At 65.4% G+C, this 24,768-nt stretch carries 15 protein-coding genes and 1 tRNA gene; 10 read left to right on the top strand and 6 right to left on the bottom strand.

Features of this window, described 5'->3' with window-relative positions; translation table 11 throughout:
* Position 1: 1 nt before the first annotated feature.
* Positions 2–685, bottom strand: a complete 684-nt coding sequence (locus ABIB35_RS15210) for a 3'-5' exonuclease (RefSeq protein ID WP_354182566.1) — start codon at positions 683–685, stop codon at positions 2–4.
* 74 nt (positions 686–759) lie between these two features.
* Between ABIB35_RS15210 and ABIB35_RS15215 the strand changes: the two genes are divergently transcribed.
* Genes ABIB35_RS15215 through ABIB35_RS15225 form a run of 3 tightly spaced genes read left to right on the top strand, consistent with a single transcriptional unit; the run spans position 760 to position 8,008 of the window.
* Positions 760–1,164, top strand: a complete 405-nt coding sequence (locus tag ABIB35_RS15215; protein WP_354182567.1) for an MGMT family protein — start codon at positions 760–762, stop codon at positions 1,162–1,164.
* Positions 1,161–4,499 (top strand): ATP-dependent helicase, encoded by a 3,339-nt coding sequence (locus ABIB35_RS15220; RefSeq protein ID WP_354182568.1) that lies wholly within the window; start codon positions 1,161–1,163, stop codon positions 4,497–4,499. The genes ABIB35_RS15215 and ABIB35_RS15220 overlap by 4 nt, the downstream gene beginning before the upstream one ends.
* Positions 4,496–8,008, top strand: coding sequence for an ATP-dependent helicase (locus ABIB35_RS15225; protein WP_354182569.1), 3,513 nt, complete (start codon positions 4,496–4,498; stop codon positions 8,006–8,008). Before ABIB35_RS15220 ends, ABIB35_RS15225 begins: the two co-directional genes overlap by 4 nt.
* Positions 8,009–8,113: 105 nt before the next feature.
* Here ABIB35_RS15225 and ABIB35_RS15230 read toward each other — a convergent pair whose 3' ends face one another.
* The gene (locus ABIB35_RS15230; protein WP_354182570.1) at positions 8,114–9,499 is read right to left on the bottom strand and encodes a macrolide 2'-phosphotransferase; all 1,386 of its coding nucleotides are present in this window, start codon (positions 9,497–9,499) and stop codon (positions 8,114–8,116) included.
* Positions 9,500–9,640: 141 nt separating this feature from the next.
* Here ABIB35_RS15230 and nudC point away from each other — a divergent pair, with 141 nt between their 5' ends.
* Both nudC and ABIB35_RS15240 read left to right on the top strand, forming a co-directional pair.
* Positions 9,641–10,606, top strand: a complete 966-nt coding sequence (gene nudC / locus ABIB35_RS15235; protein ID WP_354182571.1) for an NAD(+) diphosphatase — start codon at positions 9,641–9,643, stop codon at positions 10,604–10,606.
* Positions 10,603–12,720, top strand: coding sequence for an ATP-dependent DNA helicase UvrD2 (locus tag ABIB35_RS15240; protein WP_354182572.1), 2,118 nt, complete (start codon positions 10,603–10,605; stop codon positions 12,718–12,720). Before nudC ends, ABIB35_RS15240 begins: the two co-directional genes overlap by 4 nt.
* A gap of 15 nt (positions 12,721–12,735) precedes the next feature.
* Here ABIB35_RS15240 and ABIB35_RS15245 read toward each other — a convergent pair whose 3' ends face one another.
* Positions 12,736–13,806: a ThiF family adenylyltransferase gene (locus ABIB35_RS15245; protein WP_354182573.1), complete on the bottom strand. Its 1,071-nt coding sequence runs from the start codon at positions 13,804–13,806 to the stop codon at positions 12,736–12,738.
* A 138-nt stretch (positions 13,807–13,944) separates the two neighbouring features.
* Between ABIB35_RS15245 and ABIB35_RS15250 the strand changes: the two genes are divergently transcribed.
* On the top strand, positions 13,945–14,583 hold the full coding sequence (locus ABIB35_RS15250) for a M48 metallopeptidase family protein (protein ID WP_354182574.1): 639 nt from the start codon (positions 13,945–13,947) through the stop codon (positions 14,581–14,583).
* Positions 14,584–14,625: 42 nt separating this feature from the next.
* Here the strand turns inward: ABIB35_RS15250 and ABIB35_RS15255 are convergent, their stop codons facing one another.
* Positions 14,626–16,062 (bottom strand): zinc-dependent metalloprotease, encoded by a 1,437-nt coding sequence (locus ABIB35_RS15255; protein WP_354182575.1) that lies wholly within the window; start codon positions 16,060–16,062, stop codon positions 14,626–14,628.
* 296 nt (positions 16,063–16,358) lie between these two features.
* Here ABIB35_RS15255 and ABIB35_RS15260 point away from each other — a divergent pair, with 296 nt between their 5' ends.
* From ABIB35_RS15260 to ABIB35_RS15275, 4 genes are all read left to right on the top strand, one after another.
* Complete coding sequence (locus tag ABIB35_RS15260; protein WP_354182576.1) at positions 16,359–17,504, top strand: YlbL family protein; 1,146 nt, start codon at positions 16,359–16,361, stop codon at positions 17,502–17,504.
* 188 nt (positions 17,505–17,692) lie between these two features.
* Positions 17,693–20,698, top strand: a complete 3,006-nt coding sequence (locus tag ABIB35_RS15265) for a UPF0182 family membrane protein (RefSeq protein ID WP_502915808.1) — start codon at positions 17,693–17,695, stop codon at positions 20,696–20,698.
* A 64-nt stretch (positions 20,699–20,762) separates the two neighbouring features.
* Positions 20,763–20,839 (top strand) — tRNA-Met (locus ABIB35_RS15270).
* Positions 20,840–21,092: 253 nt separating this feature from the next.
* Positions 21,093–21,548 (top strand): DUF6328 family protein, encoded by a 456-nt coding sequence (locus ABIB35_RS15275; RefSeq protein ID WP_354182577.1) that lies wholly within the window; start codon positions 21,093–21,095, stop codon positions 21,546–21,548.
* A 78-nt stretch (positions 21,549–21,626) separates the two neighbouring features.
* On the opposite strand, the gene ABIB35_RS15280 is transcribed toward ABIB35_RS15275, so the two are convergent.
* Together ABIB35_RS15280 and ABIB35_RS15285 are read right to left on the bottom strand one after the other, a co-directional pair.
* Entirely contained in the window at positions 21,627–22,367 is a 741-nt protein-coding gene (locus tag ABIB35_RS15280) for a PspA/IM30 family protein (protein ID WP_354182609.1), read from the bottom strand.
* 107 nt (positions 22,368–22,474) lie between these two features.
* Positions 22,475–24,532 (bottom strand): TPM domain-containing protein, encoded by a 2,058-nt coding sequence (locus tag ABIB35_RS15285; protein ID WP_354182578.1) that lies wholly within the window; start codon positions 24,530–24,532, stop codon positions 22,475–22,477.
* Positions 24,533–24,768 lie beyond the last annotated feature (236 nt).

Here is a 24,768-nt window from a genome sequence, read left to right on the forward strand (position 1 = left end):
CTTAGCTGCGGGCGGGCCAGGTTCCGTCCACGACGGCCGCCGGATCCTTGCGGCGCAGGTAGTCCTGGAAACTTGCGGCCTGTTCGCTGGCCCAGCCGATCTGCGCCTGGTGAAGCAGCTGCGCCTCACCGTGCAGCACGGGGAACTTCCCGGCCAGGGCCCGGGCAACCCCGAGTGTGGCCATCACATCCGCCGCTGAAGTGTGAGCATTCTCAAATCCGACGCCGTAATGTTCGGTCAGCGCCGTCAGCGTGCGCTTTCCTCGGCGGTACCGGTCCATTTGCTTGTCCAGGATGTAGGGATCGATCACGGGAGCGGGCGCCGGGGCGGTGAGGCCAAACCGTTCACATTCGCGGTTCAGGACGGTGAAGTCGTAGGAGGCGTTGAATGCCAGGACTGGAATGCCGGCGGAAAACATACTGCCGAGCACACCCGCAATTTCAGCGGTCACCTCCGCCGCGGGCCGACCTTCAGCGCGCGCCCGCTCCGTGCTGACACCGTGGATGGCAGCAGCTTCGGCGGGAATCTCCTCTTCCACAGCGGCGAGCCACTCATGGTGCTGCAGGACATCCCCCGCTCCGTCCACGAGGATGATGGATGCAGTCACAATGCGTGCTGTCTGCGGATCGCGGCCGGTGGTCTCAAGATCAAAGGCCGCGTGGGGAAGTTCATGCCAGCTGTTCATAAAATAAACGTACCTTTGGGCACTGACATTCAAAGATTCCCGCAGCCCGGAGCGTCCGGACTAAGCTGATGGCCATGCGCGATGACTACGTCGATGCCGTGCGTTCGGTGATCGGACTGATCCCGGCGGGCCGTGTTCTCTCCTATGGGGACGTGGCGGAAATCCTCACCTGCGGCGGGCCCCGGCAGGTGGGTGCTGTGCTGTCCCGCCACGGGTTCGGTTTGCCCTGGTGGCGCGTGATCCGGGCGGGCGGTGAACCTCCGCGCGGCCACGGCCGGCGCGCATGGGCCCAGTACCTCGCCGAGGGCACGCCGGTGAAGGGAGAGCCGGACGACGACGGCGATGGGTACCGCGTGCGGATCGCAGCGGCCCGCTGGTTCCCCTCGGAAACCGACTGGGCCGCGATCGAAACGGTAAAGATCCGGCTGGGCGATGCCGGTCAGGAAATGTCGGCGGGACATGATGAAGTAGAGGTATGAGCGTAAAACTGCAATTGGTGGGGCCTTCGGCGGCAACCGCACAGGCCCCGCAGCTGAGCCCGGACCAGCAGGCCGTTGTGGATCTGCCCGCCGGCAGCGGTCCGGTCCTGGTGCTGGGTGCTCCCGGCACCGGCAAGTCCACCGTGTTGGTGGAAGCCGCCGTCGCCCGGATCAGCCGTGGACTGGACCCGGCTGGGCTGCTCCTGCTGGCTCCCACCCGTTTGGCCGCAGCGGAGCTGCGCGACTCCCTCTCCGCCAGGCTGCAGGGCACGCTGAGTACGTCACCGGCGCGCACCTGGGCCTCGTATGCCTTCGACCTGATCCGGCGTGCCAAGGCGGAGGGCAGGCTGCCGTATCTCACCCGTGCACCGAAGCTGCTCTCGGGTGCCGAGCAGGACGTCATCATCAAGGAACTTCTCGAGGGACACGGCCAGCAGGGCATCCCTGCCCTGCCCTGGCCGGAATCCCTGGACCTGGCTTTGCCGACCCGCGGCTTCCGGCAGGAAATCCGTCAGCTGTTTGACCGCATCATCGAATACGGGATCTCCTCCGAGCAGGTTGCGGACCTGGGACGGCGGCACAACCGGCCCGACTGGGTGGCCGCAGCCGCCCTGTACGCGGAGTACCGGGACGTCCTGGACATCCGTATGCCGGAGGCCTTTGACCCGGCCGGCATCATCACCACCGCACTGCAGATCCTGGAATCGGATCCGGAGTTTCTCGAGGCTGAACGTGCCCGGCAGCAGCTCATCCTTGTAGATGACCTGCAGGAGGCCAACCCCGCCATCCACGCACTGCTGGGACTTTTGTCCGCGGGACGGGACGCTGTGGTCACCGCCTGCCCGGATACCGTGGTGCAGGGATTCCGCGGCGCCCGCCCCGACCTGCTCGGCAAACTGGCCGGAACCCTGGGCGAGGGCCTGCAGACCTTCGTGCTGTCCGCGCCGCACCGGCTCACGGGATCAATTGCCTCCGCCTGGCTGCGGACGGCTTCCCGGATCTCCGTGGTGGGGCAGCTGCCCCGCTATCGGGCTGCGGTCCTGCCTGCAGCGCCTGAGCTTTCGGACGGTCCTGAGCCTTCGGGCGGTGTCGAGCCTTCGGACACGGTTCCAGATGAAACAGACGTCCCTGCAGAGGCTCCCGGACGGGCCGAGGCTCATGTCGTTGATTCGCCCATGCATGAACTGCGCTACATTGCCCAGCGCATCCTTCAGGCTCAGCTGCTGGAGGGGCGGAGCCTGGAAGACATGGCCGTGATCGTGCGCACCGGCGGGCAGCTGGCCCGGATCCAGCGCTACCTCAGCGGCCAGGGCATTGAGGTGAAGGTTCCTGTTGCTGAAAAGGCGGTGCGGGATGAAGCTGCCGTTCGGCCGCTGCTGGACGCCTTCGCCGTGGTCCTGAACCCGGACCTGCTGACACCGGAGACAGCCGTCGCGCTGCTCACCTCACGGATCGGCGGTGCCAGCTCGATTGAACTGCGCCGGCTGCGCCAGGCACTCCGGCGGGAAGAAATGCGCGGGGGAGGCGGACGCACCAGCGATGCCCTGCTGGTGGAGGCACTGCTGGATCCGCTGTCGCCCAGCGGCTTGGCGCTCGCCGGGCTGTCATGGGAAGCGCGGGCGGCCCAGCGGCTGGCGGCCATGCTGCGGGCCGGGCGCACTGCGGCAGACCAGCCCGGCGCCACCGCCGAAACGGTGCTCTGGGCCCTCTGGTCAGTCTCCGGCTGGTCCAAGAAGTGGGCGGAAACTGCCTTGTCCGGCGGGCCTGCCGGCGCCCGCGCGGACCGTGATCTGGACGCCATCATGGCGCTGTTCCAGACAGCCGAGCGCTATGTTGACCAGCTACCCGGTTCCACACCCGCCCAGTTCCTGGACTACCTGACCAGCTCAGAGCTGCCGATGGACACCTTGGCTGCCCGCGCCCAGCGCCGGGAGGCCGTGGAACTGCTCACGCCCGCCAGCGCCGCCGGGCGGGAATGGCCCATGGTCATTGTTGCCGGTGTGCAGGACGGCGTCTGGCCCAACCTGCGCCTGCGCGGCGAACTGCTGGGCAGTGGAGACCTCGTCGCCGCCATCGAGCACGGCGACGGATTCGCCAGACACCGCAGCCCGCAAACCTTGATGCATGCCACCAGACATGATGAGCTGCGCAGCTTTTCCACCGCCGTCTCCCGTGCCCGGGACCTGTTGATCTGCACAGCGGTGTCCTCGGACGATGAGCAGCCCTCCCCGTTCCTGGACCTCGTGGAACCGCTTCCGCCGGAAGCCGTGAAGCGGGAGCGCACCGAAGTTCTGCGCCCGCTCACCCTGCGCTCGCTGGTGGCGGAGCTGCGCTCTTTCGCGCAGCAACCCGAGGAGAAGCCGGAACTTGCACGTGAGGCCGTGCACCATCTGGGCACCATGCTCAACCACTCGGTGCGCGTGCCCGGTGCTGCGCCGTCGCAATGGTGGGGGCTGGTGCCCCTGTCCACGGAGGCACCGGTGATCCCGGAGCAGACTCCCATTCCGGTATCGCCGTCCAAGGTCGACGCCGTGTTGAAGTCGCCGCTGAGCTGGTTCGTTTCCGCAGCAGGAGGTGAGCAGGCCACCGATTTTGCCCGTTCCCTGGGGACTCTGGTGCACCAGATTGCCCAGGACCTGCCGGACGCCTCCGGCAGCGAATACGTCTCCGAACTGCAGCGGCGCTGGCCGGCGCTGGGGATGAAGGACAACTGGGAAGGAAAAGTGGATTTCCAGCGCGCTGAAACCATGGTGCGGAAACTCGCTGAGTACGTCATCAAGATGCGGCAGGAGGGGCGTTCGCTGGTGGATGTGGAGCGGGACTTCGCGGCTGAAGTGCCAGTGGAGATCCGTGGACAGGACCGTACCGCCCTGCTGCGCGGACAGATTGACCGGTTGGAGATCGACGCAGAAGGCAGGCTGTTCATCGTTGACTTGAAGACGGGCAAATCGGCGCCCAAAAAAGATGACCTCGAAGGACATCCGCAGCTCGCCGCGTACCAGGAGGCGGTCCGGGAGGGTGCGGTGAATCGTGAGAAGCCGGCCGCTGATCAGGCCGGCTCCGCAGCTCAGCCGCAGGTGCCCTCATCCCTGCCCGGAGGTGCTGCGCTGGTTCAGCTGGGCACCACCAGTAAAGGGGTGGCGGTGCAGCAACAGCCGCCGCTGGACCCCGAAGACTCCCGGGCGCAGGACATGATCCGGACAGCGGCGGCGCTGATGTCCGATTCCACTTTTGAGACCGTGCATGATCCCACGCGCAGCGGATTCGGCGGCCATGGCTGCCGGCTGCCCGAAATCTGCCCGCTCTGCCCCGAAGGAAAGCAGGTCACCGAATGAGTGCCTCCCTGACCGAAGCCCTTCCCCCCGAGGTCCCCGATACCCCGCGCTATTCCGCCCGTGAGCTGGCTGAGCTGCTGCACACCGACCCTCACAGCCCGGTGCAATATCCCACGGCGGATCAGATTGGCATCATCGAAGCACCCCTGGAACCGCTGCTGGTCATTGCCGGTGCGGGCTCGGGCAAGACCAAAACCATGGCCGACCGGGTGGTGTGGCTGGTGGCCAACCAGTTGGTCCGTCCGGAGCAGATCCTGGGGGTGACCTTCACGCGCAAGGCGGCGGGAGAACTGGAAACCCGTATCCGGCAGCGTCTTGATCTGCTGCACCGGGTCCTTTCGGTGGGCACCGCGGATCCGGGCCTGATTCCGCCGGGAACCGATCCTGACGAGGCCGCCGACGCGCGGCTGGACCCCACCGTGTCCACCTATCATTCCTACGCGAACGGAATCGTCAACGACTACGGCCTGCGCCTGGGCGTGGAGCGAGATTCCGTGATGCTCGGCGGAGCCCAGTCCTGGCAGCTGGCCACGGAAGTCGTCGAAGCCTACGCCGGGGACTTTGAGCATTTCACCGCCGCCAAATCCACCTTGGTCAACGGGGTCCTGCAGATGGCCGGCGAATGCGCCGAGCATCTGCAAGACCCCGCCCATGTCCGGGAGCACCTTGCGGCGCACCTCTGTGCCGTCTCCGCCCTGCCGTACCAGTCCGGCAAAACCAAACCGGCAACCGCGGCGGTGCAGAAGCTGATGAACCGGCTGCGCACCCGGATTTCAGTCACCGAGCTGGTGGAGAACTACCGCAGGGCCAAGGCGGAGCGCCGGCAGCTGGACTTCGGGGACCTGGTGGAACTGGCTGCCCGGATCGCCGCCACCATCCCCGAGGCCGTGGAAATGGAACGGGCCAAGTTCAAGGTGGTCCTGCTGGACGAATTCCAGGACACCTCCCATGCCCAAATGGTGTTGTTTTCCCAGCTGTTCGGTGACGGTCGAGCCGTCACCGCCGTGGGCGATCCGCATCAGTCCATCTACGGTTTCCGCGGTGCATCCGCCGGACAGCTGGGAACCTTCCGGAACCAGTTCCCGCTGTTGCATGCCGACGGTTCCCGCTCGCTGGCACCGGTCGCGAACCTCTCCGTAGCCTGGCGCAATGCCACCTCCATCCTGGCCACCGCCAATACGGTGTCGGCGCCCCTGAACACCACCGCGCCCTGGCTGAAGCACCAGCGCCTGCCGCACGTTCCGGAGCTGCAGGCCAAACCCCGGGCGCCATTGGGAGAGGTATATCTGGGCCGCTACCTGAGCGATGTCTCCGTTGCCGCAACCGAAGCAGCGGGGGCCATCCTGGGGGAGGCCGACGCAGTGGCCGACCAGGTGCTGCGACACCGGCGGCGGCGGTTCGAGACCGACGACGCGGGCAGGGACCTGCAGCCCACCATGGCTGTCCTGTGCCGCGGACGCAAGCAGTTCGGCCCCATCCGGGAAGCCCTGGAGGCACGCGGGATCCCGGTGCAGATTGTGGGTCTGGGCGGGCTGCTCTCCACCCCGGAAGTAGTGGACGTCCTGGCCGTTCTGCGGGTCCTGGGCGATCCCGGCCGCTCGGATTCCATGCTGCGGATCCTGGCCGGAGCGCGCTGGAGGATCGGTCCTGCTGATCTGATGGCCCTGGCTGACTGGTCGCGGCACCTGGTCCGGGTCCGGGAGCGGGCCATGTCCGTAGCTGAGGCTGCGGATGTCCACCGTCCCGACGAGGCCCCGGATGGCACCGAAACCGTGGTGGAGGCGGACATGGCCGAAGCCGGTTCGCTGGTGGAGGCCGTCGATTCCCTGCCCCGGCCGGACTGGGTCTCCAACGCCGGGCGGTCCATCTCCACAGAAGGGCTGCGCAGACTCAAGCAGCTGCGCGATGAACTGCGGGACCTGCGCAGTTATGTCGGGGAAGACCTCACCACGCTGATCGGTGAAGTTGAACGCCGGATCCTGCTGGACATCGAAGTGGCGGCCAAACCCGGCATCTCGATTCACGAGTCGCGGCGGAATCTGGACGCCTTTGTTGACGCCGCTGCCACCTTCAGCTCCTCCAGTGACCGGGTGGACCTCATGGCCTTCCTGGCCTGGCTGGAGGTGGCCAACGAGGAAGAAAACGGCCTCCCGGTCACCCAGCTGGAAGCCAGCCGTGAAGCCGTGCAGTTGCTGACCGTTCATGCCTCGAAGGGACTGGAATGGGATGTAGTGGTCATTCCGGGACTGAACGAGGGCCAGTTCCCCAATGACCGTGATTCGCGCTGGAGCAGCGGGGAAGGGGCCATTCCCTGGCCGCTGCGCGGCGATGCCCCCGACCTTCCGCAGTGGGACTGGGAGCAGGAGGATCAGAAGGGCTGGGTCGAGAGCGAGAAATCCTTCAGCGAAGATGCGCGCGGGCATGCGGAGCGCGAGGAACGCCGTCTGGCCTACGTGGCCTTCACCCGGGCCAAGTACGTGCTGATCTGCACCTCCAGCGCATGGGGCGGCGGGCGGTCCAAGCCCACGGCGGTCTCCCGCTATCTGCAGGACCTCTACGACCTCGGGAAGGCCGGAGCCCAAGGCTTCCACCTTCTGGCATGGGTGGACGAGGGTGACGAAGGCGAGTCCAACCCGGCCAATGCCGATGTCCAGCGCCGGAGCTGGCCCATCGATCCTTTGGGAGACCGGCGCGGCAGCATGGAAGCAGCCGCGGTGTCCGTCCTGGCGGCAGCGGCCCGGCAAACCGGCAGAATTGGCCAGTCGGAGATAGACATCCTCGACGGCGATTCGGCAGAGCCGCATGAGTCCTCCGAAGGCGTGTTTGAGCCCACCCGATGGGCCAGGGAAGTGGAGCTTGTTTTGGCCCGGCACCGCCCGCCCAACCAGGTGGTGGAGGTGCAACTGCCCGCTCACATCTCGGCCTCCCTGCTGGTGGACCTCAAGGATGACCCAGATGAAGTCACCCGGCAGCTGCGGCGCCCCGTGCCGCGGGAACCGGGGATGGCCGCACGCAAGGGGACAGCCTTCCACGCCTGGGTGGAGGAGTTTTTCGGAACCAGCGGGATGCTGGACATCGACGAGCACCCCGGTGCGGCCGACTCCTATGTGGACGAGGCGTACCAGCTCGAAGACATGATCTCCACCTTCGAGGCTTCACCCTGGGCCCAGCGCACTCCGGCCTTTATCGAAGTTCCGGTGGAAACCCGGGTGGATACTGTGGTGGTCCGCGGACGGATCGACGCAGTTTTCCAGGATGCCGACGGCACCTGGGACCTGATCGACTGGAAAACAGGAGCACCACCGTCCAGGGACAAACTTGAGGTCCGGTCGGTGCAGTTGGCCGTATACCGGCTGGCCTGGTCGCGGTTGAAGGAAGTCCCGTTGGAGAAGGTCAACGCGGCGTTTTACTACGTGGCTGCGGATCAGCTGATTCGACCCTTCAATCTCTTGGGCGAGAAGGAACTTGAGGACATCATTCGGGCGGCCAATTCCCCGGGACGCGACTGATCCCGACAGAGAGGTGCTGCCGGCCCTGGTTGACCGAATGAGCCGCGCACCAGGGCGCTGGCGTTTCCCCTGGGATGCGGATGAGCTACTGCTGTAACCGGCCGTTTACTTCTTCTTCAGCGGGCTGGACTTCTTCTTCTCAAAACCGGGATGCTGCGGCTTGGCGGCGGCTGATTCCCCGCCCGCGGGACGCTCGGCCGCTTCTTTGCCCTTCTCCGGCACCTGGGACAGGACCGTGACCTTCGCGATGGCACCTGTGGGCGCGGCTGCTGCGCTGGTAGCAACGGCGGCAGTCTCGGCCGCGGGGGGTTCATCAGTGCCTGCCGGTTTGGCTGCCGAGGGGGCAGCCGAGTCACCTTCAATGGGGCTGACGCTGACACGGGAGGACCCGGCACTGACCGCACCGCTGACCGAGGGGCTCTGTGCCGGCGCCGGCACAGAAGCGGGCAGCACAACGGAAGGTGCGGCGGCTTCGGCGTCAGCTGCCGCAGACTTCTGTGCAGCGGCAGCTGATGCCGAGGCTGCACTTTCGGCGGCAACGGCAGCGGCCTCCGCTTCCTCGGCCTTTGCCGCGGCTTCCTGTTCCAGAATGTCCGCTTCGAGGGTGGCGAGCATTTCCTCGGCCTCGGCAACCATTCCGGGGTTTTCGGCTGCCACCCCACGGACCAGCCACTGGGCCAGAGCGAATTCGGCTGACAGGGCTGCCCTGCGGATCAGATGAGGGTCAGGTGTTTCCGAGCGGGCGGCGTTGTAGGCGGCATGCACGGCGTCGGTAAAGGTGGGATCGTTGGCTGCGATCAGCCAGGCGAAGTCATCTGCCGGATCGCCGATACGAAGATCCGTCCAACCGGTGACTGCACTGATGCGGCCGTTGGAGACCAGCAGGTTGTCTTCGTGCAGGTCGCCATGGACCACTGAGGGGTTGAAACGCCACAGGGTGACATCCTCCAGGGCGTGTTCCCAGCGTCGCAGCAGTACCGGAGGAATCTTGCCCGTAGTGGCGGCCTGGTCCAGTTCGTTGAGCTTGCGCTGCCGGAACTCGTTCGCCGAATAGCTGGGCAGGTCGGCGTCGTTCACCAGATCATGCGGAAGGCTGTGGATGGCGGCCATGGCGCGGCCCACTTCCCGGGGCAGCGCCCCACCCTCGGCCACGAGCGAATCGATGTCCCGGGTGGAGCCGGGCAGATGCGAGTAGACAAAAGTGCAAAGGTCGCCCTGGCGCACCGTGCCGGCCACGTAGGGCAGGGCAAAGGGCAGCTCCGCGCGGACGGCCGGCACGAAGGCCCGCAGTACCAGGAGCTCAGTTTCCAGTCTCATGCTGGCGTCAATGTGTTTGGGGGAACGAACCCGCCATTGCTTTCCGGCTTCGTCAACCAGGACGGCGGAGTCAAAGTCCGCGGCGTCGTCGAGGGAGCCGGCAACGCCGGTGGGGGCCAGCCCGGGGACGGCGGCGCTGGCCATTGCGGCCAATTCCATGGGGGTGCGTTTCACATCTTCAACCGTAGAGGTAGATGTGGTGCGAATAACCATAGGCTGGCGGCGAGTCGCCGGATGCGTGAGCAATAACTCATGCCGGGCAGGTACCGGAGTCCCAACTACAGGTTGGGGGGTGCAAGTCAGTACGGTAGAGACATGATCAGCCCAGCACCGGTAGCAGTTGTACCCCCTCTTGGATTATTGCCGCTGGCCCGCACCGCGGTGGACCGCGGTTCGGACCGCCGCGTCGCAGCGGACCTGTTCGAGCAGATCCGCGCAAACCCCGCCACTCGCGTCATGTACCTGGCCGGAGGCAAGACCCTGATCAGCGACACCGAGGTGGTGCTCGGGCCGGTTCCCGAGGCAGGCTTCGGGGAAGTCCCCGTCTACCTGGGCCGCACACTCGCGGATGCGCAGGAACCGGCCGGAACCGACGTCGTTCTGATCACCCTGGCCCAGGAGGATCCGGAGCTGGAGAACGACGGCGCCCGCTGGGCGTCGCTGCGTGAGGTCGCCGTGGCCCTGGGCGAGCTGGATGCGGCCCTGTTCGTGGAGGCTGCCGCCATTTCCAACTGGCACGCCGCCCATACCCACTGCCCGCGCTGCGGCGCCGGTACCGTTCCGGAACAGGGCGGCTGGGTCCGCCGGTGCCCGCAGGACAACAGTCAGCACTTCCCCCGCACCGATCCGGCCATCATCGTGGCCATTACTGACCCGCAGGACCGCATCCTGCTGGGCTCTGCGGCTGCCTGGAAGGGCAACCGCTACTCCACGCTGGCGGGATTCGTTGAGCCTGGGGAGTCGCTGGAAGCGGCCGTTATCCGGGAAATTGCCGAGGAATCGGGGCTGACGGTCCACTCGCCGCAGTACTTGGGTTCGCAGCCCTGGCCGTTCCCCTGCTCGCTGATGCTGGGCTTTACCGCCCGGACCGAGGAAGCCGAGGCCGCCATCGCTGACGGCGTCGAAATCTCCGACGTGCGTTGGTTCACCCGCGAGGAGCTGGGGACCGCCGTCGCCAGCGGCGAGATCACCATTGCCACCGGCATCTCCATTGCCCGCAACCTGATCGAACACTGGTACGGAGGGCCGATCAAGGAACCGGAGATCGAGGCTCGTCCATGAGCGGTGATTCAGTTGAAGCCCGCATCCTCGCGGGACTAGATGATGAACAACGTGAAGTAGCCACCTCCCTGACGGGGCCGCTGTGTGTTCTGGCCGGCGCCGGCACCGGTAAGACCCGGGCCATCACCCACCGGATGGCCTACGGTGTGCATACTGGGGTGTACAAGCCTCAGCGGGTGCTGGCCGTGACGTTCACCGCCCGTGCTGCGGCCGAAATGCGCACCCGGCTGCGGGACCTGGGCGCCGGCGGCGTCCAGGCCAAGACCTTCCACGCCGCCGCGCTGAAGCAGCTGCAGTACTTCTGGCCGCAGACCGTGGGCGGCCAGCTGCCTGACCTGCTCAGTCACAAGGCCCAGTTCATTGCCGAAGCAGCCCGCCGCCTGCGGCTCTCCACCGACCGCGCCGCCATCCGCGACGTTGCCGCCGAGATCGAGTGGGCCAAGGTCTCCATGCTCACCCCGGAGAGCTACGTCTCCGCCGCCAAGGGCCGCGATGCCCCGGCAGGATTTGACCTCATCACCATCTCCCGCATCTTCCAGGCCTACGAAGACGTCAAGGTGGACCGCAACGTCATCGACTTTGAGGACGTGCTGCTGATCACCGTGGGCATCCTGCAGGAGGATGAACGGGTGGCCGCCACGGTCCGGGACCAATACCGGCACTTTGTCGTGGATGAGTACCAGGACGTGTCCCCGCTCCAGCAGCGGCTGCTGGATCTGTGGCTGGGCGGACGCGACGAGCTGTGCGTGGTGGGCGACTCCAGTCAGACCATCTACTCCTTTACCGGCGCCACGTCCAAGCATCTGCTGGGCTTCCCGTCGCGCTTTCCCGACGCGCCCATCGTCAAACTCGTGCGGGACTACCGCTCCACGCCCCAGGTGGTGGGTCTGGCCAATCGGATCCTCGCTGCCCGCACCGCGGAGGGTGAGCGCTCGCGGTTCGCCCCGCCGTGGCCCAAGCCGCTGGAACTGATTGCACAGCGTCCGGCGGGCCCCGAGCCTACCTTCACGGAATGCGCCGACGACGACGCCGAGGCCGCCTCCGTGGCCGAACGTATCAAGGTGCTGATCAAGGACGGCGTGAAGCCTGCCGAGATCGCCATCCTGTTCCGCACCAACGGACAGTCCCAGGCCTATGAGCAGGCGCTGGCCACAGCCGGCATCGGCTATCAGCTGCGCGGGGGAGAGCGGTTCTTCGCCCGGCGTGAAGTGCGCGACGCGATGCTGCAGCTGCGGGCAGCCTCGCGCTCCGTCGGCAACGACCCGGTGCCCCAGCTGGTCCGCGACATCCTGGCTTCCCTGGGCTACACCCCCGAGGCTCCGGCCGGCGGCGGGGCGGTGCGGGAAAAGTGGGAATCGCTGGCGGCACTGGTGTCCCTGGCCGATGAACTCACTACCAACCGCACGCAGGACCCCGACGTGATCTTCACCCTGATGGACTTCGTCGCCGAGCTCGACGAACGTGCTGCCGCCCAGCATGCTCCCACGGTCCAGGGCGTCACCCTCGCGTCCCTGCACTCCGCCAAGGGCCTGGAATGGGACGCCGTGTTCCTGGTGGGGCTGAGCGAGGGGCTGATGCCGATCTCCTTCGCGGACACCCCCGAAGCCGTGGACGAGGAGCGGCGTCTGCTGTATGTGGGGATCACCCGTGCCCGTGAACATCTGAATCTCTCCTGGTCCACTGCGCGCACCCCCGGCGGCCGCGCAAATCGGAAGCCTTCCCGCTTCCTGGACGGGCTGCGGCCGCAGACAACGCGTGAGGCGCAGCGGCCCACCGCACCCAAGGCACCTGCACGGCGCAAGGCCAGCGGTCCTGCCAAGTGCCGCGTCTGTGGAAACCTGCTCACCACCGGTGCCGAACGCAAGGTGGGGCGCTGCGGCGAATGTCCGGTGACGTATGAGGAAAGCACGTTTGAGGCCCTGCGCGAATGGCGCCGGGAAGCAGCCTCGGAAGCCGGTATTCCGGCCTTTGTGGTCTTCACTGATGCCACGCTGGTGGCGATTGCCGAGGACCGTCCGCCATCCCTGAACCGCCTGGCAACCCTACCCGGCGTGGGCCCGTCCAAGCTGGAACGGTACGGCGAGGCCGTGTTGCGGGTGCTGGCGGACAATTAGCGGCGGCACACCGTTCTACGATGCCTGGGCGGGGAACCCTTTGCGCTGCAGGCGGCAGCCGCAGTCGGGATGGAAGGAGAGCTTCTTGAAGCTGAGATAGCCGTCGGCTGACCGCAGGACGAGCACAGCGGACCATACGGCGGGCTGGACCACCCCGTCCAGGAATGCGAGAGCTTGGCCGGCTGCGGCGCCGGCGGCTGCCAACGCGCCGGTGGATTCTTCTCCGGCAGGCGCGGCTTCCACCAACTGCCGGCTGAGGGCGTCAGCGGCCGAATACCAGGTGGTGTCGCCGTCGGCCAGCTGCCGTTCCAAACACTCCAGGCAAGGGGTCAGCCCGGGAATCACCAGCGGACCAACATCGATCCCGGTTTCGTGGAGGGTGACCGTGAGGTGCGGATGTTCGCGCACCTCGGCTCCCGTCGTCCGCGCGGCCATGGGCGGTTTCCCCACCCAAATGGCCAGATCCAGATGCGCAGGCTGCAGGCCCGGCCCCCGCACAGGGTTGCTCAGAACCTGAATCGTGGGATCGAGGCGGTAGATGTGACGTTTAACAGCTTGCGCACGGCTCATGCCCAGGTCTGAAAGCGAAAAGGCCGGTCCAAGGTCCGTGGGAAGCACGGGCCCCGGATCGGAGAGCAACAGAGTGCCCACCCCGCCTGCGGCCAGGGCCCGGGCCAGGAGCGAACCGGTGCGGCCCAGCCCGCTGACCTCCACAGCTGCACGTGCCCGTCGCCGGATGATCGCTGATCCATTTAGTCCGTAAGCTGCGCAGAGGTGGTCGATGTCACCGGCGAGGCGTTCCATGCGCAGAGCCGGCACCGCCGCTTCCCCCGATTGAGCCCTGTCCGGAAAGGGAAGCAGGGCCGGTGAAAGTGCCTGCGTCAAAGCGTGTGCCCGCTGTGGGTTAACAGAGCAGCGGCTGGCTTCAGCGGTTTCCTGGCCGTCATCAATTCCGGCGCGGAGGGCAGCGAGAAAAGCAAGATCGGGGTCCTGCAGCCCATGGAGGACCAGCGCATGGGGCCCCAATCCGTATTGGCGTGCCGACGCCGAGAGGGCCAACACATGAAGTCCGGGATTGATCCGCATGGAACCTCCAACACTGGATATATCCGGTCCGGCAGCAGACGGGAAGGGCCTGTAGCGCCATCTTGGCACGCCCTGAAAAGGGGTTGGAGGTTATCCACAGGTGCCCGGACACCGTGTCACCTCGCCTAGGGTTAAGGCATGCCTTCAGGAATTTCGCCCCGCTCACAGCACCGTCCCCTGCACTCCGGGACCTCTGCAGTGCCCTCCGTGACCAGCGCGGGAATTCCCATTGAAGTACGTCGTTCGGCCAAACGCCGGCGCACGGTGAACGCCGCTTTCCGGGACGGGAAAGCGGTCATCTCGATTCCCGGGCACTTTTCCCAAGCTCAGGAAGCGGAATGGGTCCAGCGGATGGTGACCCGGCTGGAGCAACGGACGGCGCCCCCGCTACGGGATACCCGGGACAGTGCGGATGAGCTCGCCGGCCGGGCAGCGGAGTTGTCCGGGAGCTATCTGGGCGGGGCTGCCCGGCCGGTGTCGGTCCGGTGGGTCAGCAACCAAAATTCACGGTGGGGGTCGGCCACTCCGGCCCGCGGAACCATTCGGCTGTCGCACAAACTGCAGGGCATGCCCGGCTGGGTGGTGGACTACGTGCTGCTGCACGAGCTGGCACATCTGATCGAGGCTTCCCACTCGGCAGCATTTTGGCGCCTGCTGGAGTCCTATCCCCACACCGACACGGCCAAGGCCTACCTGCAGGGCGCAGCCTTTGCCTCCGCGCGGGGGCTGGAAGGAGCGATGCAGGAAGACGAAGGTGTTGAAGACCCGGCAGGCTGACCGTCCGGCCCCTAGCTGGTACTCCTGGCCCGTAAGGGGTGGTCAGGCCTTTGGCGGTTCGCCATCTCCCTCAACGGAGCCGTTGCCGTCCTCGTCTTCGTCCGAGGCGTCGGCGTCGTTCTCTTCGGGGGAGTCCTCTGCCGGCGTATCAAAACCGCCGTCCAGCAGGCGCTGGAGAGCCGCATCGACGTCGGAATCCGAGGCCTCCAACAGCTCCCGCCGCTTGCTGAAGCCCTGCGGATCGTCCAGGTCCTTGGAGGTGGGCATCAGATCCGGGTGCTCCCACACGGCGTCGCGGCCTTCAATGCCGCGTTCTTCGCGCAGCTGCGACCACAGGGCAGCCGCGTCGCGCAGCCGGCGCGGCCGCAGCTCCAGGCCAACAAGCGAGGAGAAGGTGTGCTCTGCGGGACCGCCGCTGGCACGGCGCCGGCGGATCATTTCGCGCAGCGCGCCGGCCGAGGGCAGATTGACGGTGGCAGCTGCCGTGACCTCATCAACCCAGCCTTCCACCAGAGCCAGTGCTGTCTCGAGGCGCTCCAGCGCCGCGGCCTGAACAGGTGTCCTCTCCGGCTGGAACACTCCGCCGGAGAGGGCTTCCTGGATGGATTCAGGATTGGATGGATCCAGGTCGCGGGCTACTTCCTCGATCTTGGAAATATCGATGTGGATGCCGCGGGCATAACTTTCGATGGCGCCGAAAAGGTGTGCCGCCAGCCAGGGTGCGTGGGTGAAGAGGCGGGCATGGGCCGCTTCGCGGACTGCGAGGTACAGCCGAATCTCGGTCTCGGGGATGTCCAGGCCTTCGCCGAACTTGGCAACGTTTGCCGGCAGCAGGGCCATGGTTCCGCCGGCCAGGGGCAGACCAATGTCGGTTGAACTGACAACTTCCTTGGACAGTGCGCCGACGGCCTGGCCAAGCTGGATGCCAAACATCGCGCCGCCCATGTTGGCGAGCATTGATGAGGCTCCGCCCATCATGGTCTTCATTTCTTCGGGCATCTGAGTGCTGATGGCATTGGATAGTGCCTGCGAAATGCTGATGGCAACAGGCTCCGTGAGCCGCTTCCAGGAGTCCATGGTGGCTTCGACCCACTCTGCCCGGCTCCACGCCTGGCCGAGGGCGGACGTCGAAGCGAAGTCTGTAACGGGGTCCAGCCAGAGCTGGGCAAGATGCAGGGCTTCGTCAACTTCCTTGCGCTGTGCAGGGGAGACCGAGGGGTCGCTGTCCGTGGCTGCTACCCGCCGGGCGTTGTCTTTGGCCAGCTGCCAATTGACCGGGCCGTCCGAGGGGGCGCTGAACATGGCCTGGACCTGCTGGAAGATCATTGCCATGGCATTGGGGTCAGACGGCAGTCCGGCGGCTTTGGCCAGCTCGGAGGGATCCATGCCGCCGGCACCTGCTCCGCCGAAGAGCCGGGCGAGCATCTCGGAAAGCGGATCCTGGGGGGTGTCCCCGGAGTCGGAAGGGTTGGAGCTCATGGATACCACCGGTCCTGTGGAAGATTGACGTGCATTGCGCGGTGCAGGAGTCCGCCGGGCGTCGGCGGGCAGCTGCTCCGGACCATGAACCACTGAACAGGGTCCATGGTTTCCTTACGTTACCGGCCCGTCGGGACGCCTGTCCTGCATTCTCGGATACGTTCGCTGTTGGCAAAGCTGAAGTGCGCGCCACCGCCCGCGACTCCAGCCCCCGCGGGCGGTAGGCTGGGGGCAGTATTTCCCGTTTCGGTCTCAGTGGGCTGCCTCGGGTTCCCACCTCAGAAAAGGCTGGCCACTTGCGCGCCTCAGATCGTCCGCACGACCCCGCTGCTGCGAAGGCTCCGGAGCCGCAACAGTCCCCACCGCTGATTCACCGCACAGACCCACGGTCGCGCGGGCTGGTGATCTCCGGGGCGCTGACCCTGGGCCTGGGTGCCGCTGCAGTGTTCCTGCCGGCACCCTACGTAGTGGAATCTCCGGGTCCCACCTTTAACACCGTGGGGACCGTGAAAGCGGAAAACGGCGAGGAAACGCCCCTCATCGAGATCGAAGGAGCCACCACCTATCCGACCGGCGGCGAGCTGGACCTGACCACCGTGTACGTCGCTGGGGGTCCGGACACGGCCATGAGCTTCCTGGAAGCCGTGGGCGCTTGGGTGAACCCGGAAGACGCCGTCCTGCCCGAAGAATTTGTCTACCCGCGCGGAACCACAGGTGAGCAGGTGGATGAGCAGAACGCGGCAGCCATGAGCTCCTCGCAGGAAGCAGCCGTTGCGGCGGCGCTTCGTGAACTGGACATAGCCTTTACCGAGGAACTTGCTGTGGCGGATCTGGTGGCGGACTCGCCCGCCGCCGGCGTGCTGCAGGCCGGAGACACCCTGGTCCGGATCGGCAACACGAACATCGACGGAATCGAGACCCTCCGCGGGGAGCTGCAGGACAACGGCGGAAGCCCCGTGGAGGTCACCTACCGGCGGGACGGCGTGGAACGGACGGCTTCCATCACGCCCGTCCAGGGTGAGAACGGCTCCTACCAGCTGGGAATCTTCCTGGCCACCAGTTACCAGTTTCCCTTTGACATCAGCATTGCCCTGAACAATGTGGGCGGCCCTTCGGCCGGCATGATGTTTGCGTTGGGCATCGTTGACAGGCTGACCCCCGGGGAGCTGACCGGCGGCAAGCACTTTGCCGGAACCGGAACCATCGATTCTGCCGGAACGGTTGGGGCCATTGGCGGCATCCCCCAGAAGATGGTGGGCGCGACCGACTCCGGCGCCGAGTTTTTCCTCGCCCCGGCGGACAATTGCGGTGAAGTGGTCGGCAACATCCCGGAAGGGCTGGACGTGGTCAAGGTCGCCACACTGGACGAGGCACGCAGCGCCGTCGAGGCCCTGGCAGCCGGAGCCGATCCTGCCGGCCTGGCCCAGTGCACAGCGAATTAGGGGTCGAACATGCAGGACGGCCCATCACGATCGTGAAAAGGTTCTTCCTGAATGCAGGTCCAGGTGGCCCGGCGTAAGGAAGACAAGGCAGAATGAGACAGCACGGCAACTTGCAAAGGGGACGAGAAAATGTCCTGTAATACCCGTTGCAGGCGCCGTGGACCGACGCACCGAACGATGAGGTAACAGTGACTTCCGGACCAAATGGCCCATTTTCCCGACCCGACCCCAGCGGGGGCACCAGCACCGGCAAACGGCGCGGGCCCAGCCCCCTGATTGCCACCCTGATTGTGGTGGCAGTCCTCGTGATTGGCTTCGTGTACTTTTCCCAGGTTTACGCGGACGTCCTCTGGTACGACCAGCTGGGCTACCTCGAAGTCTTCGTCAAGGAAAACCTGACCCGGATCGCGATGTTCCTCAGTGCCTTCGTCGTGATGGCCGGGTGCGTCTTTCTGAGCATCAGGGCTGCCTACGCTTCACGCCCGGTCTACGCGCCGGACAGCGCCCTGCAGGACAACCTGAACCGCTACCAGGCCCAGCTTGAGCCAGTCCGCAAGCTCCTGATGATCGGTATCCCCATCGTCGTCGGCGGTTTTGCCGGCACCGCAGCCATGTCCATGTGGCAGCAGGCGCTGCTGTTCTTCAACAGCCGTAACTTCGGCCAGCAGGACCCCGAGTTCGGGCTGGACTTCAGCTTCTACCTCACCCAGCTGCCGTTCCTGGGATTCATCGTCGGCTTCCTCATCAGCGTCGTCGTCATCTCCGGGATCGCCGGCCTGCTGACCCACTACCTCTACGGCGGCATCCGCCTCGAGGAAAAGGGTATCTTCACCTCCCGCCAGGCACGGATCCACATTGCCGTGATCGCCACCAGCTTCCTGCTCCTGCAGGCTGCCAACTTCTGGCTGGACCGCTACGACACCCTGTTGAGCACCTCCGGAACCTGGACAGGTGCCCTGTACACGGACGTGCACGCCGTCATTCCCACCAAGACCATTCTCACCGTTGCTGCCGTAATCGTGGCACTGTTGTTCATCGTCTCCGCCTTCATCGGCCGGTGGCGCCTGCCGATCATCGGTACGGCCATGCTCATCATCACGGCCATCGTGGCCGGCGGAATCTACCCGTGGATCGTGCAGCAGTACCAGGTCAAGCCCTCCGAGCTGAGCAAGGAAGAGCCGTATATTCAGCGCAACATCGAACTGACGCGTCAGGCCTACGGCCTGGACCAGACTGAAGTCATTGACTACAAGGCCACGGTCGAAGCCAACGCAGGAGCCCTGGCAGCCGACTCCGGCACCACCTCCAACATCCGTCTGCTGGACCCGAACGTCGTTTCGCCGGCCTTCTCCCAGCTGCAGCAGTTCCGCCAGTACTACCAGTTCCCGGAAAATCTGAACGTTGACCGTTATGACGTGGACGGAGAAATCCAGGACACGGTTATTGCTGTTCGTGAACTGAACACCGACGGCGTTCCCCAGGGATGGGTCAACGAGCACATCCTCTACACCCACGGCTACGGCGTGGTTGCCGCGCGCGGTTCCACGGTTCAGGCCGACGGCAAGCCCAGCTTCATGGAATCGGGCATTCCCTCCAGCGGCGTGCTGGGGGATTACGAACCCCGGATCTACTTCGGCGAATCTTCACCGGATTACTCGGTGGTGGGCGCGCCCGAAGGAACGGCGCCGCAGGAAATCGACCGCCCGCAGACCGGCGACTCGGACACCGAGTCCCAGACCACCTTCAACGGAGAGGGCGGCCCCAGCGTCGGCAACCTCTTCAACCAGTTGGTCTACGCGATCAAGTTCCAGTCCACGGAACTGCTGCTCTCCAACGCCATCAACCCCGAGTCGCAGATCCTCTACGACCGGGACCCGCGCGAGCGCGTAGAAAAGGTTGCTCCCTACCTGACAGTTGACGGCAACGCCTACCCGGCCGTCGTGGACGGCCGCGTCAAGTGGATCGTGGACGGCTACACCACCAGCAAGTACTACCCGTACTCCACCCAGCAGGAGCTCCAGGCAGCAACAACGGACTCCCTCACCACCGGTGCTGCGGCACTGCCGGCGGACAAAGTGAACTACATCCGCAACGCTGTGAAGGCCACGGTGGATGCCTACGACGGTTCGGTCACCCTATACGCCTGGGATGACCAGGACCCGCTGCTGCAGTCCTGGCAGAGCGTCTTCCCGTCCACGCTGAAGCCGTACAGTGAGATGTCCGCGGATCTGATGGCACATGTTCGCTACCCCGAGGATCAGTTCAAGGTCCAGCGCGAGCTGATGGGCAAGTACCACGTCACCAACGCTGACTCGTTCTTCAAGAACGACGACGCCTGGAGCGTTCCGAACGATCCAACGGTGGCCAACGCAGAGGTCAAGCAGCCCCCGTACTACCTGTCCCTGCAGATGCCGGGCCAGGACGAGACAGCGTTCTCCCTGACGACGCCGTTCATTCCGTTCGTCTCGCCCAACGGTGAGGCCCGCAACGTGCTCTACGGATTCCTGTCCGCCGAGGCGGATGCGGGAACCGGTGAAGCGGGAGTCAAGAGCGAGGACTACGGCAAGCTCCGCCTGCTCTCGCTGCCTACCGACACGGTGGTTCCGGGTCCGGGCCAGGCCCAGAACCGGTTCAACTCGGACCCGACGGTCTCCAACGCGTTGAACCTGCTGCGCCAGGGTGCCTCCGAGGTCATCAACGGCAACCTTCTCTCCCTGCCCGTGGGCGGCGGCATGCTCTACGTGCAGCCGGTCTACGTACAGTCCTCCGGCGACGCGTCCTACCCGACACTGCAGCGCGTGCTGGTCAACTTCGGTGAGAAGGTCGGCTTCGCCCCCACCCTGGATGAAGCCCTGAACCAGGTCTTCGGCGGTGATTCCGGAGCCATCACCGGCGACTCGGAGAATGTTGGACAGACTCCAGACACGGTCCCCGGAGAGACACCGGGTACCACTACGGCTGAAGCGGATCTGGAAGCCGCACTGGCAGACGCCGGTGCAGCCATCCAAGAGGGCCAGACAGCACTGGCCGCCGGCGACTTCGCCGCTTACGGTGCCGCACAGGACAAGCTCAATGCAGCTATCCAGCGGGCCATCACTGCACAGGAGACCATGGCGGCAGCGGCGGGGAACGCCGAGAACGACGACGCCGGCGCCACAGACGGTGCAACTCCGGCACCCACCGAGGGGAACTAACGCATTGCTGCCCGGCTGCCGATTTGCAGCCGGGCCCCGCGGCGGGTAGAGTTAACTATCACGCCGCGGGGTGGAGCAGTTCGGTAGCTCGCTGGGCTCATAACCCAGAGGTCGCAAGTTCAAATCTTGCCCCCGCAACCACGTAGTGAGATAAACACCGGAAAGTCCCGATCGGCAGAAATGCTGACCGGGACTTTTCTGTTTTTCAGTGCAGGGCATGCCCACCGCAGCACCGGATGGTTAGACTCGCGGCATGGGCAAACGGGTACGGCCGGCTGGCTCCGGCGGCAACCGTGGGCCCGTGAAGCCTGACGAGGCGGCCCGCCCTTCCGGAACCGTGGTGAGGCAGGCAGGCGCCCATCCTGAAAGGGGGATGGAGCGCCGGGAAACTTCCTTGGAGAGAATTGACCGGAATTGGACTGACATCCTGCAGGAACTGCGGGTACTGCAAACCGGGATCCAGATCCTCACCGGGTTCCTGCTCACCCTGCCCTTCCAGCCGCGGTTCTCCGATCTTTCCCGCACACAGGTGTTGATCTACCTGTGCTTGGTTGTCCTCTCCGTACTGATCACCGCCCTGATCATGTCCATGGTCGTGATGCACCGGACCTTCTTCCAGCGCCGAATCAAGCCCGAACTCGTCCGCAACAGCGACATCCTGCTCCGCGTCACCATCATGCTGGTGGGCCTGACTCTCATTGGCACCCTGGGCCTGGTTTTCGATCTTGTGCTCGGCTCCGGAAAAGGAGCCATCGCCGGTGTCGGATTCGCTGTGATCCTTATTTTTCTTTGGGTTGTGCTGCCGTTCGGTATCCGGCGGCGCGCCCTTCTCCACCGCCGGAGGCGCTAACCCGGTAAACGGCACGGGCGGCACTCCGTAAGGGAATGCCGCCCGCTATCAGCAGCGCCGGGAAGCGCCGCCGTGATCCTAGTTCTGGCCGATGGCTGACTGCCCGGAGGCGGAGCTCTTCAAAGCCGCCAGGCGGGCCTCAACCTCAGTCTGCTCGCCCAAGTCTTCCAGGCTCTCAAACTGTGCATCCAGACTGGAAGCCGCCAGCTCATTAGCGCCGCGGACTCGAGCTTCCTCGCGACGGATCTTCTCTTCGAAACGGCCCACCTCCGAGGTGGAGTCCATAACGTCGATGCTCTTCATGGCCTCGTGCATCTGGGTCTGCGCGTGCGCATTGCGGGCCCGTGCAATCAGCTCGTCACGCTTGCTCTGCAGCTGGTTCAGCTTCCCCTTCATCTGGTCCAGCCCGGTCTTGAGGCGCTCCACAATCTCCTCCTGCGAGGCAATCGTGGGCTCGGCACCCTTGGCTTCATTCTCGGAGGCCATCTGCCGCTGGATCGCTACCTTGGCCAGATTGTCGAATTTCTGCGCGTCGGCGCTGTTGCCTGCGGCGCGGAACTCGTCCGCCTTGCGGGATGCAGCCAGCGCCTTGTTGCCCCAGTTCTGGGCGTTCTGGATGTCTTCGTTGTAGTCATCCTGAAGCATGCGCAGGTTTCCGATGGTCTGGGCAACGGCGCTCTCTGCCTCGGCAATGTTATTGCTGTAGTCCCGAACCATCTGGTCCAGCATTTTCTGCGGGTCCTCGGCCTGGTCCAGGATGGCGTTGATATTGGCTTTGGCCAGCTGGGTGATACGTCCAAAGATTGACTGCTTTACCACGGTGTCTGCCTTTCGGTTTTTGGTGATGAACCTGCTGAGAAAAACTTTTGTCATGTCTTTACTGAAGTTGTTCCCTGGTGTTGGAAAAACCACCGGTGCTGACGGCCCTAGAAGCTGCTTCCGCCGCCGCCAAAGCCGCCGCCTCCGCCGCCGCCAAAGCCGCCGAAACCTCCGCCGCCCCAGCCTCCGCCTCCGCCGCCGCCAAAGCCGCCTCCTCCGCCGCCGCGAAGGATGGAGTCGATGAGGATACCGCCCAGGATCGCCCCGCCGAGGCCTGAGCCGCCGCCCCGGCCACCGTACATGCCCCCGCCGCCGCCGCCGAAGCCGCCGCCGAATCCGTCGACATCCTGCTGGGCCATGTCCGCAGCCTGTGCAGCCAATGCGTTGGCCTGCTGCGCGTAGGCCAGAGCGCTGACCGGGTCCGAGGACGTCAGGGCAATGGCCTGCTGGAGATTACGCTCCGCCTCAGCCAGCCGGGTCCGTGCCTCTGCGCCCACTCCGCCGCGCCGGGCGCGGATATAGTCCGAGGTGCCGGAAATCTGGGCCTGGGCGGACATGATTGCGTGCTGCAGGGAGTCCCGTGCCCGCCGTTCCTGTTCCTGCCGGTCCCGGATGCCTTCCAGCGCACTGTCGAGCTGCGCATTGGCGGTCTCAAGACGGCGCAACAGGTCCACCGGGTCGTTCTTGACCGCTGATTCGCGCTCAATGGCGGTCAGCGCCGCTTCAACGCCAGCCACTGGTCCTGCCAATCCGGTGTTGGCGCCGTTGGCGGCAAAGGCCCGGGCCTGGGCCAGATCCTGCCGAGCATCTGCCACGGCACGCTGCAATTCGCTGCGGGCCGAGTCGAGCTCGTGTCCGGTCTTTTCAATGGCGTCCAGCAGCACGTTGGTCTGGTGAACACTTTCTTCGGCCGCGCGGACGGCGACGACGGCAGACGCCGTATCCCCCTCGTCGAGCTTTGCCTGGGCTGTCTCGGCGGCGTTATCAACAAACTCCAGCCGCTGACGTGCCTGTTCGATGTTGTCCGCGATCTGGGCAAGGGCCGAATCGGCATAGCGCTGGCGCAGCCCGGCGATGGAAACCTCGGCCGCATCCAAACGTCCGGCGGCCGACTCTGCGTTGGTTCGGGCCGTGGCCAGGGCCGCGGGTGCGTTCTTCTCCAGCTCCCGGAGCGAGTCAAAATCTTCCTTATGCTCCTGCAGCGACGAATTTACCGCCTCGCAGCGGCGGATGATGTCCTTGAGCCAGGTCCTCTGCTGGGCCTCGGTATCCGGGATGTGGTCATCCAGCTGCTGCTGCATCTTGAAAGACTCGCTCATATGGTTCTTCGCCGCGGCAAGGTCCTCGGTGAAGGTCTTCACTGCGTCGTCGCCGTAGGAAGCCATGGCGAAGGCCAGCTCCTGCTCGCTGGATTTGATGGCATCGTCCGCGGCTACCAGCAGGCTCCCTGCCCGCTTGCGCAGATCCTCCACACTCATTTCATCCAACGGGTCCACGGGTTCGTTCTCTGCGCTGCCCTGGCCGCCCGTGAGGGCACCCTTGCGCCGGCTGCGGACAAACAGGAACGCCGCGCCGCCGCCGAGCAGGATAATTCCGCCGATGAGCAGCACCGGGGCGAGGCTTGCGCCGGCCGACGACGAACCGTTCGACGACGAACCATTCGAAACTGCGCCCGGACCCGCCACGAGCACGTCGGCTGCGCTGACAGCGGCGTCAGCCCAGTCAGCCGAGGAAATGGACTCCTTGCCGAACAGGGACTCGGTGGCTGCCGAAGTAACCGCGTCACCGAGCTCCGGCGACAGGGCGCTGTTGTTGGGAACTGAAACACGGAGCCTGCGGCCCTCCGTGGAGAAGCTCAGCAGTACCTCCTGGGAATCCATTCCCTTCTGCGACACGACCTGATCGCCCCAGGCCACGGGATCCGAAGGATCGGTGAAGTTATCCACATACACCACATAGAGGGTGTACCGGCTGTCCGTGCGTACTTCTGTGATGGCGTCGCGGACCTCGGCAGCGTCCGAGCCCAGCACACCGGCCTCGTCGACCAGGAACTGCCCGGGCGGAATGGTCACCGGGGGAACCGCGGAAGCAGCCGTGGCCGGAATCAGCAGTGCCATGACACTCAAACCCAGCACAGCACCTAGCCGCTTGGTCTTCAACCGCATAAATTGTCCCTCAGGTTCGTAGTGGCGCGTGGCAGTTCTGCTGCGTTCCGCCGGACCCGTCAGTTCCCCTTCGGGGCGGGCGGCACTTGGATCGATTCTATGGTTCGCCGGACGCCCCAGTCCACCACAGCTAGGGTAGGACGTCTTTCGGCTAACTCTCAGGAATCGTTCAGGAACCTCCAGCTCTGGTCACAGAAATGGCTGTCATAGTTGATGAAGCACCAGGTTCATGGGCA

The sequence above is a fragment of the Arthrobacter sp. UYP6 genome (assembly GCF_040547315.1).
Taxonomy (GTDB): Bacteria; Actinomycetota; Actinomycetes; order Actinomycetales; family Micrococcaceae; genus Arthrobacter_B.